This window comes from Pseudomonas sp. FP597 (assembly GCF_030687435.1).
Lineage (GTDB): Bacteria > Pseudomonadota > Gammaproteobacteria > Pseudomonadales > Pseudomonadaceae > Aquipseudomonas > Aquipseudomonas lactucae.
The window spans coordinates 5,285,235-5,301,460 of record NZ_CP117432.1 but is presented as its reverse complement, the minus strand read 5'-3'; the positions used below and the strand labels follow the sequence as shown (position 1 = coordinate 5,301,460).

At 54.6% G+C, this 16,226-nt stretch carries 16 protein-coding genes and 1 tRNA gene; 4 read left to right on the top strand and 13 right to left on the bottom strand.

Annotated features, from left to right (window positions below):
• Positions 1–422: 422 nt before the first annotated feature.
• The 3 genes from PSH66_RS24305 to PSH66_RS24295 all read right to left on the bottom strand — a co-directional run bounded on the left by PSH66_RS24305 (position 423) and on the right by PSH66_RS24295 (position 2,730).
• Positions 423–1,004: an NADPH-dependent FMN reductase gene (locus tag PSH66_RS24305; RefSeq protein ID WP_065883890.1), complete on the bottom strand. Its 582-nt coding sequence runs from the start codon at positions 1,002–1,004 to the stop codon at positions 423–425.
• 122 nt (positions 1,005–1,126) lie between these two features.
• A complete protein-coding gene (locus tag PSH66_RS24300) occupies positions 1,127–1,864 on the bottom strand; it encodes an SDR family NAD(P)-dependent oxidoreductase (RefSeq protein WP_305427778.1) in 738 nt (245 codons plus the stop codon).
• A gap of 8 nt (positions 1,865–1,872) precedes the next feature.
• Positions 1,873–2,730 (bottom strand): SDR family NAD(P)-dependent oxidoreductase, encoded by an 858-nt coding sequence (locus PSH66_RS24295; protein WP_305427777.1) that lies wholly within the window; start codon positions 2,728–2,730, stop codon positions 1,873–1,875.
• A 149-nt stretch (positions 2,731–2,879) separates the two neighbouring features.
• Here PSH66_RS24295 and PSH66_RS24290 point away from each other — a divergent pair, with 149 nt between their 5' ends.
• The 4 genes from PSH66_RS24290 to PSH66_RS24275 all read left to right on the top strand — a co-directional run bounded on the left by PSH66_RS24290 (position 2,880) and on the right by PSH66_RS24275 (position 7,458).
• Complete coding sequence (locus PSH66_RS24290; RefSeq protein ID WP_234010441.1) at positions 2,880–3,839, top strand: LysR substrate-binding domain-containing protein; 960 nt, start codon at positions 2,880–2,882, stop codon at positions 3,837–3,839.
• Between the two features lie 256 nt (positions 3,840–4,095).
• A complete protein-coding gene (locus tag PSH66_RS24285; RefSeq protein WP_056861409.1) occupies positions 4,096–5,739 on the top strand; it encodes a GMC family oxidoreductase in 1,644 nt (547 codons plus the stop codon).
• 324 nt (positions 5,740–6,063) lie between these two features.
• The gene (locus tag PSH66_RS24280) at positions 6,064–6,810 is read left to right on the top strand and encodes an AAA family ATPase (RefSeq protein ID WP_305427776.1); all 747 of its coding nucleotides are present in this window, start codon (positions 6,064–6,066) and stop codon (positions 6,808–6,810) included.
• Positions 6,811–7,089: 279 nt separating this feature from the next.
• Positions 7,090–7,458, top strand: coding sequence for a hypothetical protein (locus PSH66_RS24275; protein ID WP_082463679.1), 369 nt, complete (start codon positions 7,090–7,092; stop codon positions 7,456–7,458).
• Between the two features lie 200 nt (positions 7,459–7,658).
• On the opposite strand, the gene PSH66_RS24270 is transcribed toward PSH66_RS24275, so the two are convergent.
• From PSH66_RS24270 to PSH66_RS24225, 10 genes are all read right to left on the bottom strand, one after another.
• Positions 7,659–7,868 (bottom strand): hypothetical protein, encoded by a 210-nt coding sequence (locus PSH66_RS24270; RefSeq protein WP_305427775.1) that lies wholly within the window; start codon positions 7,866–7,868, stop codon positions 7,659–7,661.
• Between the two features lie 63 nt (positions 7,869–7,931).
• Positions 7,932–8,774, bottom strand: coding sequence for a chromosome segregation protein SMC (locus tag PSH66_RS24265; RefSeq protein WP_305427774.1), 843 nt, complete (start codon positions 8,772–8,774; stop codon positions 7,932–7,934).
• Positions 8,775–8,872: 98 nt separating this feature from the next.
• Positions 8,873–11,761 (bottom strand): DUF927 domain-containing protein, encoded by a 2,889-nt coding sequence (locus PSH66_RS24260; protein WP_305427773.1) that lies wholly within the window; start codon positions 11,759–11,761, stop codon positions 8,873–8,875.
• The gene (locus tag PSH66_RS24255) at positions 11,758–12,030 is read right to left on the bottom strand and encodes a DUF3077 domain-containing protein (protein ID WP_305427772.1); all 273 of its coding nucleotides are present in this window, start codon (positions 12,028–12,030) and stop codon (positions 11,758–11,760) included. The genes PSH66_RS24260 and PSH66_RS24255 overlap by 4 nt, the downstream gene beginning before the upstream one ends.
• Positions 12,027–12,311, bottom strand: coding sequence for a hypothetical protein (locus PSH66_RS24250; protein ID WP_003175982.1), 285 nt, complete (start codon positions 12,309–12,311; stop codon positions 12,027–12,029). Before PSH66_RS24250 ends, PSH66_RS24255 begins: the two co-directional genes overlap by 4 nt.
• A gap of 530 nt (positions 12,312–12,841) precedes the next feature.
• The gene (locus PSH66_RS24245) at positions 12,842–13,147 is read right to left on the bottom strand and encodes a hypothetical protein (RefSeq protein WP_223495100.1); all 306 of its coding nucleotides are present in this window, start codon (positions 13,145–13,147) and stop codon (positions 12,842–12,844) included.
• A complete protein-coding gene (locus PSH66_RS24240) occupies positions 13,144–13,398 on the bottom strand; it encodes an AlpA family transcriptional regulator (protein WP_026078127.1) in 255 nt (84 codons plus the stop codon). The genes PSH66_RS24245 and PSH66_RS24240 overlap by 4 nt, the downstream gene beginning before the upstream one ends.
• Positions 13,399–13,478: 80 nt before the next feature.
• Positions 13,479–14,417, bottom strand: coding sequence for a hypothetical protein (locus PSH66_RS24235; protein WP_305427771.1), 939 nt, complete (start codon positions 14,415–14,417; stop codon positions 13,479–13,481).
• A 246-nt stretch (positions 14,418–14,663) separates the two neighbouring features.
• Positions 14,664–15,905 (bottom strand): tyrosine-type recombinase/integrase, encoded by a 1,242-nt coding sequence (locus PSH66_RS24230; RefSeq protein ID WP_305427770.1) that lies wholly within the window; start codon positions 15,903–15,905, stop codon positions 14,664–14,666.
• Positions 15,906–16,070: 165 nt separating this feature from the next.
• A tRNA-Leu gene (locus tag PSH66_RS24225) sits at positions 16,071–16,155 on the bottom strand.
• Positions 16,156–16,226: the final 71 nt, after the last annotated feature.

Below are 16,226 nucleotides of genomic sequence, written 5' to 3'. Positions count from 1 at the left end.
CCTACCCCGTACCTTCAAGAGTGCTCCAGGGTCCCCACAACCGAACCAAAGCTAAGAGCATGACCCACATCGCTTCGCTGGAGGAGCAATACTAATGGGGCTAGGGGGATACCCTAATAAAACCGTGTTACGGGTGTTACGCGTGTTACATTGTTTTATAAGTATATGACTTTAAAGGGTTTTTGTGGTGTTACACAGCTGTGGCTGATTTGCCGATATGCGTGTTACATGGCAAATAGGTGTTACATCAATGAACGCCTTGGGAGGAGCTGTTTGTGATGATTACGGCGTGTGTCATCGAACTAGGGGCTTTCACTTAGAAGGGCCGCTACCGGCCATTAGCGGACACTAAGGCCGTACGTGAAACCTGAGACGACTCATACAACGCCTTAGATCAGCCAAAGCAGAGAGTTTCTAGCACCCTAGATTAAACCCGTTGACTTGGCGGTATTGATTTCGACCCATGCAGCAAAGGCGTCAATGAATTTTTTCAAGAACTGAGTAGTTCCGTCGTCATTCAAATTTCCGCCTGGCCCCAGTAGCCTTGTCGCCCCACCGATATACGCTTCCGGCTGCTGCAAAAGTGGCATGTCCAGAAATACCATAGACTGACGTAAATGATGGTTAGCACCGAAGCCGCCGCTGGCACCGGGCGATACGCTTACGATAGCTGCGGGTTTGCCTGCCCACACAGACTCGCCGTAAGGGCGAGAACCAATATCAATGGCGTTCTTCAATACACCAGGAACTGACCTGTTGTATTCGGGAGTGAAAAACAGTACTCCATCTTTCGACGCCATATTTTGGCGAAAACGAGTCCAGGCTTCAGGGGCACTCTTACCGTTTTCTTCCAAGTCTTGGTTAAACAGATTCAGTTCATTGATCTCGACTATTTCTAATAAAAGGCTCGGTGGCGCAAGCGCGATTACTTCTTGAGCAAATAGGCGGTTCAACGACTCTTTGCGCAGGCTGCCGACAATGACGGCAATCTTTTTAGGCGACATGATGGGACCTTGATTTAAGTGGCTTTAAAGGGGGTAATCAATTTGAAAAGAACAAAAAAACGGACGTCGAACGGTGGCCGAACGATGAGGACTGCCCCACCGCCTGGTCATGTGGGTCTGCCCTATACTTTGGCGGCGCCGTTGACAACCAGGTGATGACCGGAAATCCAAGCTGCATCGTCACTTGCCAGGAAAAGCACGGCGCCTTCGACATCGGCGACAGAGCCCAAGCGCGCAAATGGCGACAACTGTGCCAATGCCTGATAGTCATTTTCCTGAAGGTTTGCGATGACACCGGCGTCACGTAGCGGCCCCGGTACCACACCGTTCACCGTGACGTTACGCTTGCCCATTTCCTGCGCGAGACATTCAACGTAAAGCCGGCCGGCGGCTTTGCTTCCGGCATACGCGGTGAAGCCTGCGTTCGGTACGATCGTCGTAGTGGACGAAATCACGATGATGCGTCCACCATCGGTAACATGGCGCGCACTTTCGCGAAGCGTATAGAAGGTGCCAAACACATTGGTTTTGGTGACAGCCTCGAACATCGCGTTATCGATTTCCGTGATCGGTGTGTCGATAAGCTCCCGCCCGGCATTGGCCACGACAATATCGATGCGCCCAAATCGAGCCAGCACTGCTGCGAATATGGCTTTGACAGCGTCCGGGTCGCTGATGTCTCCCCCGATGGCCATTGCTTGAGCGCCCTCAGCAACGAGCGCCTCGACATTTCGGTCGGCTGCAGCAGCGTCAGTGTTGTACGTCAACGCAACGGACGCCCCCTCTCTGGCAAAACGACGCGCCAGGGATAATCCGAGCCCGCGCGATGCGCCGGTAATCAGTACAACTTTGTTGGTCATTCGCATAATCAGATTCCGTTGATGCTGCGTTCTGTAGAGGTTGCGTTGCCCTGCCACTGGACAAGTTCCTGCTCGACTTTGGCCATTTTTGCACGCATTCCGCCCATCGCATCGGCACCCAAGGCCGCGTGTACGGGTGGATGATCCGCCTCCATCAGGTTGATAATCGCCAAAGCCCCTTTTCCTGGAACATTCGGCTGCTTACCTTGCAGACCACCTATAGCTACACGGAACTTACCGACGGGTGTGCCTTCATAGTCATCGATTTTTTGCTCGACGTAAGCCAGTGAGCGACCCGCAAATTGGGTCTCGAATACACCGATGGTCAACACAGTCGTGGCGATGTTAAAGGGTGCAAGTTCACCTGCCAGTGCTTCACCCAGGATGTCAGTAGCGCCCTTCGCGGCCGAGTACACGCCCATGCCCGGGTAGCCAATGAAGCCACCGATTGCGGAGAATTGAATGATGTGCCCGCTGCGCTGCTCGCGCATCGCAGGGGTTACAGCGCGAATGATGTTCAGGCCGCCAAAGAAATTCAGATCGAATACACGCCGCGCTTCTCGATCCGTCATTTCTTCAACTGCACCCACTGTGCCAGCACCCGCACAGTTGGCGACAATGTCGATACGGCCAAAGTGAGCCAGCACCTGGGCCACACCCGTTTTGACCGCCACATCGTCTGTCACGTCTACCAAAACGCCCATGCCCTGCGCAGCATGTTTACCGTTATAGAAATCCACTTCTTCTTGCTTGCGAAAGGTGGCTGCGACTAGCGCACCTTTTTCCAGCAGTTGATGCACTAACTCGCGCCCCAATCCCGATGAGGCACCAGTAACGAGGACGACTTTGCCGTTTATTGATTTCATTCTCTGCTCCGGGGTTTGGCTATTCACCGGATGTTAGGTATTGGGCCTCCCCCCAACAAGCCGGTTTGGCCAGATTCAACTTCCCGCTCATTGGACGCTCCTTCCCAGCGAAACATTGCCAAATAACCACATAGTTCTAGACGGTACCCTTGGAACTCTTCAAGATTAAAAATTGCCTTCCTATGATTGGGCCATACGTGAATCGGCTGGACCTGAACGATCTGTTTATTTTTGTCAATGTGGTCGATCGCGGTGGGTTTACTGCCGCAGTTGCAAGTACCGGTATGCCCAAGTCAACGCTTAGCCACCGCATGCAACAATTGGAGGGCGAATTAGGTGTGCGTTTGCTCAGCCGAACGTCGCGTCGCTTCGGTATGACCGAGGCAGGAGAAGAGTTTTACCAGCACGCGCTGGCCGCGCTGCGAGAAGCGGAGATGGCAGAAATGTCAGTGCGTCAGCGGTTGTTGGAGCCCGTCGGGACCATCCGGTGTACCGCTGGAGTCGCGACCATGAATTTCGCCATGGCGGGCATGATCGCTGACTTCCTTCGTGTCTATCCCAAGATCAATATGGTCGCTCATGCAGCCGATCGAACCATCGATATTGTTGGCGAAAATTACGACGTCGCCATCCGGGCGCATGAGGCTCCATTGCCGGACTCCGATCTTGTCCAGCGCATGCTCGGGGTCGCTCCCTGGTTTCTGTTCGCCGGATCAAGCTATCTGGCCGAACATGGCGCACCGGCCACGCCAGCGGAGCTAAGCAGCCACGCCTCGATTTTCTTTGCGCGAGCTAATGCCCCCATGAACTGGCGGTTGCGCCATGTCACTTTATCGATCGAAGAAATTGCTGTGCCCATCATGCCGCGGCTGCAAAGCGAGGACATGCTCAGCCTGCAACATGCAGCTATCAGCGGGCTTGGGATTGTGGCCCTGCCGAGTTACATCGCGCGGGCGGCCGTTGCGCGTGGTGAGCTTCATCGAGTTCTGCCCGAATGGATAGCTGGCGATGCCAGGATCACTGCACTGGTACCTTCCCGCAAAGGATTACTGCCGTCAGTACGTGTTTTCTTGGATCACTTGGCTTCGGAGTTTCCCAAGATCCTCTAGCTGTAAAGCCATCCTTAATACGCTGGGCAAATCGTTGCAGCGGCTTCTCCGTGAATACAGCACATTTTTTTACCGAATACAGCAACTACGGCGGCACTACCGAGCGGGTAGGCGCCGAAGATAGGGGGAGTTCTCGACGTCCATTCCACCGGACACAGATTCCAGAAACCCCGTCTTGCTGGGTCAGGTACGCGTTCCTACCATGGTTTCTTGCCTCTCATCCTCGACGGCACTAACGATACCTGATCTGGAATCTATGACTTTGACAATCACACGACGCGGCGCGATAGCTTTGGGAGCACAGGCAGTGCTGGTTGCAATGACGGCAGGCGCTGCTACGTTTGCCTCTAGTGCAACGCGCAGCTCCAGTAAAACTAAAGAGACCCCTCGGACTGGCAAGCAGTTTGACGTGGTGATCGTCGGTGGTGGATCTGCCGGTGCCGTCCTTGCAGCACGTCTCAGTGCCGACCCGCTGCGCAGTGTGCTGCTGCTCGACGCAGGTCCCGACTTTGCGCCCGACCGGTATCCAGCAGTGCTGACGAACGCCGACCTAGTTGCCGCCTCTCCCGAATACGACTGGCATTACCATAGTGACGACTCAGCTCGGATAGGTCACGACATAGCCATCCCACGCGGCCGAGTGATCGGTGGTAGCTCCGCGGTCAATGCTGCTGTGGCGATGCGTGCGCGTCCTGCCGACTTTGCGCGCTGGGCCGGACGCGGAATCGAAGGTTGGGCTTGGCCGGAAGTGCTGTCCGCCTACCGAGCGATGGAAAACACGCCAACTGGCGAAGATGCATGGCATGGCCGTACCGGCCCATTTCCAGTGCGTCAGCGCACTGCTGCGCAGAATACTATCTCAATGCGTGCTTTCGTGGCGGCTGCCGAGTCAGTTGGACTGCCGCTCGTGGATGACTTCAACGGCGCGCGCCAGCACGGCGTAGGTCCCTACCCGTTGAATGTCATCAACGGCACCCGAATCAATACCGGCATGGCTTACCTGAGTGCAGACGTGCGGGCTCGCGCCAACCTCACTATCCGCGGCCACGCTGAAGCCGACCGCGTCCTGATAGAACGAGAACGCGCCATAGGTGTATTGCTAGTAGACGGCGAGATAGTTCCAGCCGGCGAAGTAATCTTGTCGGCCGGTGCCATAGGCAGCCCCGCTATCCTGCTACGCTCCGGTATCGGCCCACAAGGCCATCTTCGCGAGATGGGAATCGCCACCGTCGCTGATCTACCGGTAGGTGAACGGTTGCAAGAACATCCGTTTTTCTTCAACGTCTACGCGCTGAAGACCTCCGCAATTGCTATGACCCCAGCCGGCGGCGCCATCGCCTGGACTCGTTCGCAACACGCCGCACCGGACGATCTGGACTTACATATCTCCGGTACACACCTGATCGACCCAAAGGCAAGCCCTACCGGCGGTGCGATAGTGCTGGCATGCGCCGTCACATTACCTAAATCCAACGGTAGCGTACGCTTGACCAGCCGTGACCCCCGAGTTGCGCCGAACATTCGGTACAACTTTTTTGAACAGGAAAATGACTTGGATCGCATGGTCGAAGCTGTAGAACTGTCTCGCAAGATTGGCCGCAGTGCACCGTTTGCTGACTTGGTTGACCATGAAATGACACCGGGTAGCAGCGTACTTGAAGGCAAGGCTTTGCGACAAAACATCGTAAACAATGTCGCCGGCTATCAGCACCCCACGTCGAGCGTGCCGATGGGCGCGGACGGTGACAAGGCCGCCGTAGTCAACAATTGGGGCGCGGTGCGAGGTATCGCGGCACTGCGTGTTGTGGATGCCTCTATCATCCCGGATATCCCATCGGTGGCGACAAATCTTACTACTATCATGCTAGCCGAACGCATTGGTGCCCACCTGACTCGATAATTTCCCCGAACGCAGTGTAAAACTGGAGCATCAATGATTGGATCGCTAAAGCCGAACTCTGCAATAAGAACCATAATCTGAAATTGAATAAAATATACGGAGACCGTTGAGCAAACGCCGTCAATAGACGATAAATTGCAAATTAGAAGTTTGGCCGAAACAGCGCCGCAACTGCGGCGCGAGCCAAGAATGGTTTATTTTTATGTCGGGCATATCTAGTGCTTATAAAAAAGAGCCAAACTACAGAAAGACTATTTATAATTACCCTAAGTATCACACATATAACTATAACCATTAAATAAGATAAATAAAGCCAGGAAGTTAATGCCTTACATTAAGAGAATTGAAATCTTAGAGAACTATAGAGAAGGGAATAATTTCCCCTTCTATTTGCCTTCAATTCAATCAATTAGCAAAATCGAGCTTCATCCCGTGATAAATTTTTTCGTTGGAGAAAACGGTAGCGGTAAGTCAACCCTCTTAGAGGCTATTGCAGTTTCATGTGGCTTTAATCATGAGGGAGGCAGTAAGAATTTCAAGTTTTCTTCCAGCGATGAAAAATCCTTACTGTCCAAGGCATTGCGCTTGTCACGCACAGCAAAGCGACCTCGAGATGGCTATTTTTATCGCGCAGAAAGTTTTTATAATGTAATTACAGAGATGAATAAGTTGGATTGCGGACCTGGCGGGCCAGCTATTAAGGACTCATACGGGGGAAACGATCTTCATACGAGGTCTCATGGGGAGGCTTTTATGGATCTGATTTTACATCGATTCGGAGGAAACGGATTGTATTTACTAGACGAGCCTGAATCTGCGCTATCTCCCCAACGCCAATTATCTCTGCTGGTACGTATAGCGGAACTCGCAAAACAAAATTCGCAGTTCATAATTGCAACTCACTCACCAATTTTAATTGCTTACCCGGGCGCCAGAATTTGGGAGTTTACCAATAGTGGATTGGTAGAGAAGGAATATTCAGAAACTGAAAACTACCTAATTATGAAAAGTTACTTTGCTAACCCTGAAAGCTTTATGAGCAAACTATTTGATGAAAAGCATGATTTTTAGTTAGTTCAGGCACTGAAGAACATCGATGGCTAGAGCGTTTATCAAGATCGCTGGCGCAAAAAAATGAATTGTTGCCGATCGCGGCTTAATAAGTACGACGGCATTATTGCCTTGTTTAGCGTAGATCGAGATGCCGCCGATTTTGAGGAGAATGGCCACTTCTTGCCGAAAGCGGTAGCCTGGTACGGCAGGTTTCGGCTAGAAGCGCACTCGACAGTTAGCCGCTGATGTCTCTACGCTGATCGATCTGGTGAAAGCACACCACTAAAAGGAGCAGTCATGTTGGTAGTTGCCGTTGATCGAGATAGCGTTCATGCGGGAGATGATCTGGAAAGTCATGCAATATCGATCACATTCGATCAATCAGCAACACTGCGCACCTTGATCGAAGTGATACAAGATATGGACTACCTACCTCGTATCAGTGGAGGCAAGGCCACTTGGGTTGTTTATTCATCTGGCAAACCATTAGGTGTTTTAGCCCAGCAATGGCCAGAACCTAAATTGGTCGTGCGCCCCGAGAGCATCGTGGATCAATATTTCGGAAATATCGAGCCTCGCCTACTTTTCAGATATTGGTGTCAGGCAGATCCAGATGAGGTCTTTTCGGATGCCCAGGCCGGAAATGAACTGCCATCACGATTTTAGGATGGGCAGGAGGCATTGCTTTAAATCAATGCGAGATTACTGCTGTGGGTCGAGAGCCGCCTCCCGTGAACGACTGCTTTTGGCCGAAAGCGGTCCTAAGCCCACAGCCGCCAAAAATCAGAAGCCAGAAAAATCTGGAGGCTTGTTTCGTAATGTGAGGATCTAGCGAAGCGAAAGTTGATTAAGCTTCCGCCACTTAATCAGTCACCTTTTCTTTTGAGTTGGAGGTCAATGAAGGCAAGCTCTGCCTTGATTGCATCAATCGTAAGCGTCTCGATTCGAGTGCTTTTATTTGCTTTTACATTGAGCTTCTTCATGCCAGCCATGCCGACAATTATCCCGTTCAAATGCAGCTTTCGGGCCTTTAGGTAATCAGGCATCTGAGCACTGTTCTGTGGTGGTTTATTCATGGTTAGACCGATGGTTGGCCCGAAGCAGCCGACCCTCGCCGGTTGCTTCGGGGAGGGTTCAGGTTAGGCCGCCAGTAGGTCAATGAGACTGTGTTGGCGCGATCGATCTATGAGTTCTCGCCAAGTCCAGCTTCCAAAGTGCTCCCCCTGTTCAGGGATATCCAGTTTCATCAGTGCAACAGGGTCACGGCTAATCAGGTTGCGTGCTGCCCACAGCTTGCCGCCGGTTTCTAGCAGCTCTTTCGCAGCCTCGTTCCACTTTTCTTCTAGTACTGTGTTCGCCAGATGTGCCGCTTGGTTCTCGATCTTGGCGCGTTCTTTTTGTGCCTCTGTAATATGCAGATCAATCGTCATCAGCTCCTGCTCTAGGGCGGTGATGAGCAGTTGTTGGCGGCGGTGATGCTCAGCCGCGGCGGTTAGGTTCTTTGCTGCCTTTTGAGCTTCTGCGTTAGCTGCTTTCTCGCCCTCCACATCGCCCCAGGCGACGGCCTGCGCATAAGCGGTGGCAGCGTCCGTTTCAGCTTGTCGGGCCTTTGCCATGTCTTCCTGAGCGTTTTGACGGACCTGCTGCAACCGGGTCTCGATGCTGCTGCGCTTTTCGTTGAGTTCCATCTCGTCAGCTTTCCAGTTCGCCATATCGCTGAGATAGCCCGCAGCCAAGCTCTCACGGTTCGCCAATGTCTCAAGGCGATCAATCTTCTGGTTCAGTTTGCTGATCTCGAGGTTTCGCGAGTCGATGCGTCTTTTGTGATCGTTGATTTCATCCTGCACGGCCCGTTGACGGCCCTGCTGGATGACCTCTGGGCTTTCCAGCGCCTCTTCGAAGGGAGCCAGGTCGCGCTGTATGCTCTCCATTTCGAGGGTCAGTGTGTCGCGGCGGTCTTTCAGTTCTTGGATAGTGTTCATCTGTATTGTCTCTGGGTATCGCGGTTGATAGGGATGGTTGTTGAACGGCTGGCGAGGCCGGGAATGAGCCGGCGCTACCTCGATCAGTAGGCAGGCCGTCAGGCGGCTTTGGCCTCGCTTTCATCCGTTCCGGGAACTGTCTTCACCACATAGCAGCGTTGAGGTCCTAACCCGGGCAGGCGAATCAAGCTATACGCCTTGCCGTCACTTCCCGGCTCAAGCACGCCCCGTTGCAGCAACTCCTTGTTCACCGCACTGATGTTCATGCCCTTGAAGATTTCGGCCCTCCAGGCTTCAGGCAGCACATAGTAGGTATTGGTGGTGTGCAGGGCATCGCCCATGCCGTGTTCCATGGTCTTGCGAAAACCCAACCGATCAATCGTGCGTGGGCCGTGCTCGTCGATCTTGGCGGCGGCAGATTCCCAGCGGGTGAAGCGGCTTTCTCCAAAGCGCTCGATGACCTGGCGCAATCGCGCCAGGATCGCATCGCCCTCGAAGTTACCGGCGCCGCCGCGTTCGGCCAGCCACGCATGCAGACAAACCCGTGCCGCGGTAGTGGCTGTGCCGTCCGGCCAGCCGGTGACGCCAAAAGCGGTAGCCAACTCTCCGGCCGCTGCTGCGAGGCCAAAACGAAGTGCGGCACGCTGCGCTTGACCACTGGCCGATGCAGGCAGGTTTTGGGTGATGAACTGCTCTACTGTGCGGCGAATGATCACCGTCCATCTGAGCATTTCTCCTGGCGCACACAGTGCGTGCAGGAAAGCGGTGAGGGGAGTGCCGTAGTATTTGGCTACACGGGCCTTTAGCGCATCGGAGAGGGCAGCAGCATCCTCAAAACCGTTCAGCACATCGAACATGCCGAGACCTTTGCTCGCATCGGCTGGCACCGCAAGCATGCGCACCTCCATACCCGCTTTCAGCTCCTTGTTGGCATCCGCCATGTGCTGCGCCAACGTCTTCTCGCCGGTCGAGAGAAACAGCAAGCGCCACTCCTGCACCTGTCGGCCCGCTTGTCCTCGATCATTCGCTCGGGCCTTACCGGTGCCGTTGCCGAGCATGTAGACCGTCTCGCCAATAATGCGCGGGTCGCACATGCCGATTTCATCCAGCAACAGGAGACCGTCTGAGTGTGCAGCGGCGATGGACTCCAGGGCGTTATCTGTCGAGCGCCACGAACGCACCAAACGCGGCCCGCCATAAACCGATGCAGCAACTTGCAGGTGGGTGGTCTTACCTCCGGAACTGTCGCCGTAGAGGTGGAAGCCGCCCGACTCATGCCCAAGCATGTTCAGCAGAGGCCCAGCAAAGGCCACAGAGACGACAAACGCCAAGCGGTGATTACCAACGCACAGCGCGCCGATTTGCTGCTGCCATTGCTCCAGAGAGCCGGCCTCGCTGATCGGTGGCAGTTGGGCACCGGCTTCATAAAAATGCAGGTGCTCGGAGTGTGAGCCGATCTGTTGTTCGGGTAGAAGGAAGGCGTTGTCGTGCCAACCCAGGCGCGTTACCAGACGTGCGCGCTGGGCGCTGTCGAAGCCACCGAGGTAACTCTGCAGATCATTGCGTGCGTTACGTCCAGACCGGCTTCCCGCGAGGCGCAGGCCCATGTCGACCAGCGGCCCGAGTACATCCTTGCCGAAGTCGCCGGTCATGGTTCGTGCCGGAATGTTCCAGCGTTTTTTGGCGCCGTCCGGGTCGTCGAACTCGACCAATAAGCCCCAGTTGTGGCCCTTGTCGTCGCGAGTACGGGCGATGATTTCCAGAGGCGAGCACACGGGGCGCGCCTCACCATCGTCGCCGGAATAAAACACCCCCTCAGGCGTCAGGCGAAAGCCGCCCGGCAACAGGTCATTTTTTGATTTCGCAGGACGTTTGGCGGGCGCCTTGGCCATCGGTTGTTGAGGTTCAGTTGGCTTAGCGGCACTGCCGAAAAACTCACCGCTGCGCACCAGCTCGGCGACGTGGGCAGCGGTCCAGCCTTTGGCTAACGCATCCGCTGCATCGTCGCCGTCTGCACATTTTCCACCCTTGATGAGCGTGGGCTTTCCGCCTTTGCTGCTGGGCTTGAGCTTGAACACGTCGAGCGAGACTCGTTGTACCGAAGCGACGCCCAGCTCAATCAGCTTGAGCTCGATGGCGTCCATGCAGGTCTTGCCGCTGGCATCGTTATCCGGCCATAGCACCACCGTGCGCCCTTTGAGTGGCGTCAGGTCGGCCTTGTGCCAAGAGTTGGAGCCGTTCGGCCAGCACGTGGCTACATGGTCGGGCATCAGTTCAGCGGCGGCATCAGCAGCCTTCTCGCCTTCACATAGCGCCACAGGCGCATCGGCCCGCTGTGCCAGCTCATCCAGGCGCAGCAGTGGCCGAGGCTCCAGCAATCCTTGCCAGCGCCATTGTGTGGTTTGCCCATCGGAACGTTTGCACCAGGTCAACGGCGCAAAGACCTTTCGCGGTTTGCCGTCCTCATCTGGGCCCAAGTCGAAGCGATACAGCGCCATGACCGGTTGGCTCTGTGCATCGCGATAGATCCACACCTTGGACGGAACTCCGTGTTGCCGGTGTTTGGCTGGGCACTTGTTCATGGCCTCGGCCGGGATCGGTTGAATCGCGATCCACTCCGGCGTTGCGCTCTTGGCCGGTGCGCTTTTGGTTGTCGCGGAGTCAGCGGAAACACTGAGCAGATCCGACAGCTTTTTGCAGGCCTCAACGTCCGTGCCGCCGTCGATGTAACGCACCAAATCGATCAGGTCTCCGCCCTTATCGCCAGTGGCAAAGTCCGCCCAGGTGCCTTTGCTCAAATTGACCTTGAGTGAGCCCGCACGTTTGTCAGAGCGGGTAGGGTTTGGTGCTGTGTATTCCTTGCCGCCGTCGACACGTTTGCCGTTTGGCAGCCAGTGAGCAAGTACACGATCGATGTTCGTAAGAGCGGCGCTTTTTACGTCGGCAAAGCTGGGGCGTTTTGAGGTGTTGCCGGTGCGCGGGGTCATGGCGCTTTACTCGCTGCACACAGCGCATCGTTCACGTCATCTATCAGCGCTTTAGCCATCTCGCCCAGGTAGAACGCCGGCCAACTGAAACGCTCGCCTTCGTCACTCATGGCGGCATCGAGAGTCAGTTGATTGGCGTAGTGCTGAAACAGTGAAATTGCTTCAAGCGCATCCTCAAGCGGCACGCCTGCATTCACCCGAAATAATTTCTGGTGGGTGTCGTTGGCACACGAGAACTCGGCACGCCCAAGAGTAGTGGCAGTGTTCACAGGGCACCGCCTTTCTGGCCCATTGGCACAGAGGAGGCGTCACCGTACAAGGCGAGTGTTTTGATCAGACCCAAGGTGCCGCGCACGTCCCAAATAACGGATGACAGCACGCGGTTGGAGAGTACGGGTTTATCGCCGTCTAAATGATCTTCCAGCAGCATCAGGACTGAATCGGCACGGTCGAGGGCGCAGGTGATGGCATCGATGGGAATACCGGCTTCAGCGTCCTGGCTGACGCAGAGCAGATCCTCGGGCAGTGAGAAGCCTGGGAGCATGCTCATTGGGCACCCCCAGCGGCTTCCAAGGCGCGAGCTTTTGACATATGGGCGTTGTAACGGGAGAGGCGTGTAGCGAGGCTGGAGTTGGCATGTAACGCGGCGAGAGCCATTGCTCGATGAGCAGCAGCACGAATTTTGGACGGATTGAGGGCGTGCATGTGTGGAGCTCCTTCTTAAGTGGGAACTGCCACAGTTCGTCGCCAAACGAATTAGGGTGGCAGCTGTGCGCAGGTTGGCGAACCGGGTAAGAAGGAACCCGGCAGACCCGAAGGTCTCCCGCGCACAGCCGCCATAAAGCAGGAATGCGGACACAAAAAAAGCGCCTGCAATCTTAATGGGGGCGCCTATGCGCCTTCTTAAACTCGGGTCGCCAAACCCGGTCGCTGAATTTGCAGCGACGTTCAGAGAGTAACGCCCGTTTTTTGAAAGTGCAACTGTGCGGATCACTTGCGGATTTTTTCGATGCGGCATAAATTGATCAGGCATGTAGATTTACCTCAACGCCTCCGGTTGCCGCCGGGGGCGTTTTCATTTCAGGCATGGACTTCCCAACGCAGGGAAACAAAGGGCAAGAAGTCGCTTTCGAGGCAGGCGCGTGCATCTTCGTAGGCGTCGATTTGTTGGCCTTCGTCGACGATGATTGCTTGGGGGGCTTGGCAGGGAACTGACAATGCGCACCAGATGCCATCTCTCCATCGCATCACCATGACGTCCCGGTTAAGGCGTTTTTGCTCCGTGCGGTAACGTTCAAAACGCTGCATACCGCGTGATGAGAAACCCACTTTTCTGAGTACAGAAAAGGGCTGCAGGACGGCCCCGTTGGCGACTCGATTTTTCATGCTGCCACCTGATCGCGGGCAGCGATGCGTGCCCGTGTCCATGCCTGAACTTCCCCCAATACCCACGCAACCGGAGCGCTTCGGGCATTGCTGTTACTCAGCTTTACCGGCAACGGGAATCCGCTTTCAGGTTGACGCATCAGCTTGTAGATAGTCGGGCGTGCGAGCCCTACGATTGAAATGACCTCGGGCATGCGGATGAGGGTCATTGAGGGGTCATGCGAGGGAATTGCTTTTAATACGGTAGTCATAGCGAGCTAACCCTTTGTTAATTGAGACAACGGGTCATACGCTACGCAGGGGAGGGAGAGTGGACTGTGTCCGCTCCCTTTTATTTCAGAGGCCTAAGGCCCAGGGCGGTCAAATGCTCTCGAATGGTTTTTTTTGTGCCGAGGCCTTCCCGTTTGGACAGGATATTGGTCAGTTCAGCATCGGTCAGATTTCGCATTTCAATTTTCCGACCGTTAATGATTTGCTCAGCAGCCGCCTTAATTCTTGCTCGTCTATCCATTGTGTCGGTCTGTATTTTTGAGCTGGGGTCTCGGTTCCCCTTGCCGGCTTCCTGGCCCCTTCTTGTTGCCTTTGTCGAAAGAGCGTCGTCGAGAATTCGATGCATCAGGCTTGATGTGTTGAATCCTTTTTTAAACACATCCATCAGCTCCACTTGGCGATAAAGACTCGCCATCAACAGTGCCTGATTCGCCTCTCCTAATAACGTAGCGAAGTCTTCTCGTGCTCGGATTTCGTTTCCGCTACTGCGGTCCCGCTCTTTTTCAATCAGGGCAAGGTACTGGCGTGGTGAGTCATGTTTCAGCTGCACTATCAGGTCTGCATCAATGCCGTAAGTGGTGAGCTCAAGGTCGAACAGCCAATTTGCGAGTGTCTCAACCGCCTGCGTTGCAAGTACCAGGGCATAGGTCGCCACAATCTGTGAATCTGCTGCGGAATGACTGACCCCAAGAAACCGTCGAATGACACTAGGCAATGATCCTGCCTCTGCATAACTGGCATGCTCGCTAATTGCATCGCGAAGTCGATAAAGGGTTCTTGTTACCGACTCTGCGCACGGAGCATAGGAGCCGTCCTCAAGCCAAAACGATGTAGCGGTGCTGATCAGATCGAAGGCATCTTTGAAGTGTTCTTTGAACTGCGGAAACAGCACAAGATTGCGAACGGCAATCTCGACTTCGTCCTGATCCCACACCAGACACGTTACGTCGACGCCTGCAATTTCTAGCTCCTCTGCCTCGATGCCTCGCTCAATGTCCATTTAGGTCTTCCCGACGCCCCGAGGTCAGTGGGCTAACGCAGCGATTTGCGGATAAAAACGCCGATGCCAGCAGGGTCACGGGTGTGGCCGTTCTGTAACACGACTCCTCCATGTAACACGTGCTGCTCACAAGTTTTTCAGCGCGTGTAACGCTGAATATATTCAATAAATACAATGGTTTATTGGTTTTCGTAACACCCGTAACACCCGTAACACGATTTTTGAGGGGGTATAGGGTTGACGGCTTCACACGACCTTCCCAAATTGACCTTGCACTACATTTCCGGCCTCTAGGGAATCAAGGTGATCGGCGTACCATTGCATCATTTTTACGCGTTGCTCAAAGTATTGGGCCTTGTTGTATACCCCCGAGATGCCTTCCTCTTTGTGAGCCAACTGCGCTTCAACGTGTTCCTTCGGCCAGCCGTGCTCTCTAAGTAACGTGCTCGCGGTGTGTCGAGTGCCGTGGCCTACGAGACGACCTTTGTAGCCGATGGTTGCGAAGACTTTGTTGATTGTGTTTTCGCTGATGGTTGGGTTCTTCGCTCCCACACCGGGGAAAAGCCAACGACTCCGCCCCGTTAAGCTGTGCAGATCCCTCAAAGTTGTAACTGCTTGATGGGGGAGGGGGCATACAAAGTCTCGGCGCATCTTCATTTTGGCAGCAGGCGTCGTCCAAATTGCCTTCTCAAGGTCGAACTCTTTCCATTCAGCCAAGCGGACCATGCCTGGTCGGGAAGCCGTCCAGATACAAAGCCATGCGGCGGTGCGTGCCGTCAGTCTGCTCGGAGTGTTTTTGAGTGCTTGGAGGAACTCAGCCAATTCAGGCTCCAGCAAGTGTGGATGCTGCTGAGTCTTGGGTGCCTGCGCGGCAATATCGCGAAGTCGGCTACCTGGATCGTTTTCGGTGAGTCCTAAACCAATCGCTCGGCCGAAGATTTGGTTGATCCAGGTGCGGCACTTTTCCGCCACGTTATGAGCGTCTCTGGCTTCGAGGGATGCCTGGAGATCTGCACAGTCGGTACGGGTGATTTCGTCGAGGGGCTTGTCTCCCAATGCGGGGAGTATGTCCTTGTCGAGGTAAGTGCGGATTTTGTGAAGGGTGGAGGGGGCGAGGCCCTTTTCTTCCTTGGCCTTGAGCCAAGCTTCAGCAGCAGCTCTAAAAGTTCGGGCTTTGGCCGCATCGATTGCAGCTTTAGCGGATCGTTTCTGCTCAAGCGGATCGGCACCGCTACTCACTACTTTGCGTAGATCGGCAGCTTTGTCTCTTGCCAGCGCACCACTGACCTCTGGGTAACCCCCGAGCCCCATCCAAGCCCAATTGCCTGCCGGACGTTTGTAGCGTAGCTGCCAGGATTTACCACCATCAGGTTTGACCCTGAAGTAGAGGCCGTTTCCATCTAGCTCCCGGTATTCCTTTGACTCCGGCTCCAGCCCTGCAAGCGTTGTGTCTGCGAGAGGGCGGCGCTTGATATCTGCGCGCTTCATCCTTGTATCCCAAAGTTCGGTATTTTTCTCAGGATACAAGCAGGGATACAGGGATACAACGGATAAGGGGATACAGAGGTAGATAGCCAGACACAAAAAAACCGGCTCAAGTGGCCGGTTTCTTTGGTGCTGAGAGTCTGGTAGAGACTTTCAGATACTGCTATATGGTGCCCCGAGGGAGACTCGAACTCCCACTCCTTTCGAAAACGGATTTTGAATCCGCCGCGTCTACCAATTCCGCCATCAGGGCTCAATGGCGGCGAAGTATAGAGATGAGATTACCGTTGGTCAATCACGTTTCATGGTCTATTTTCACTATTT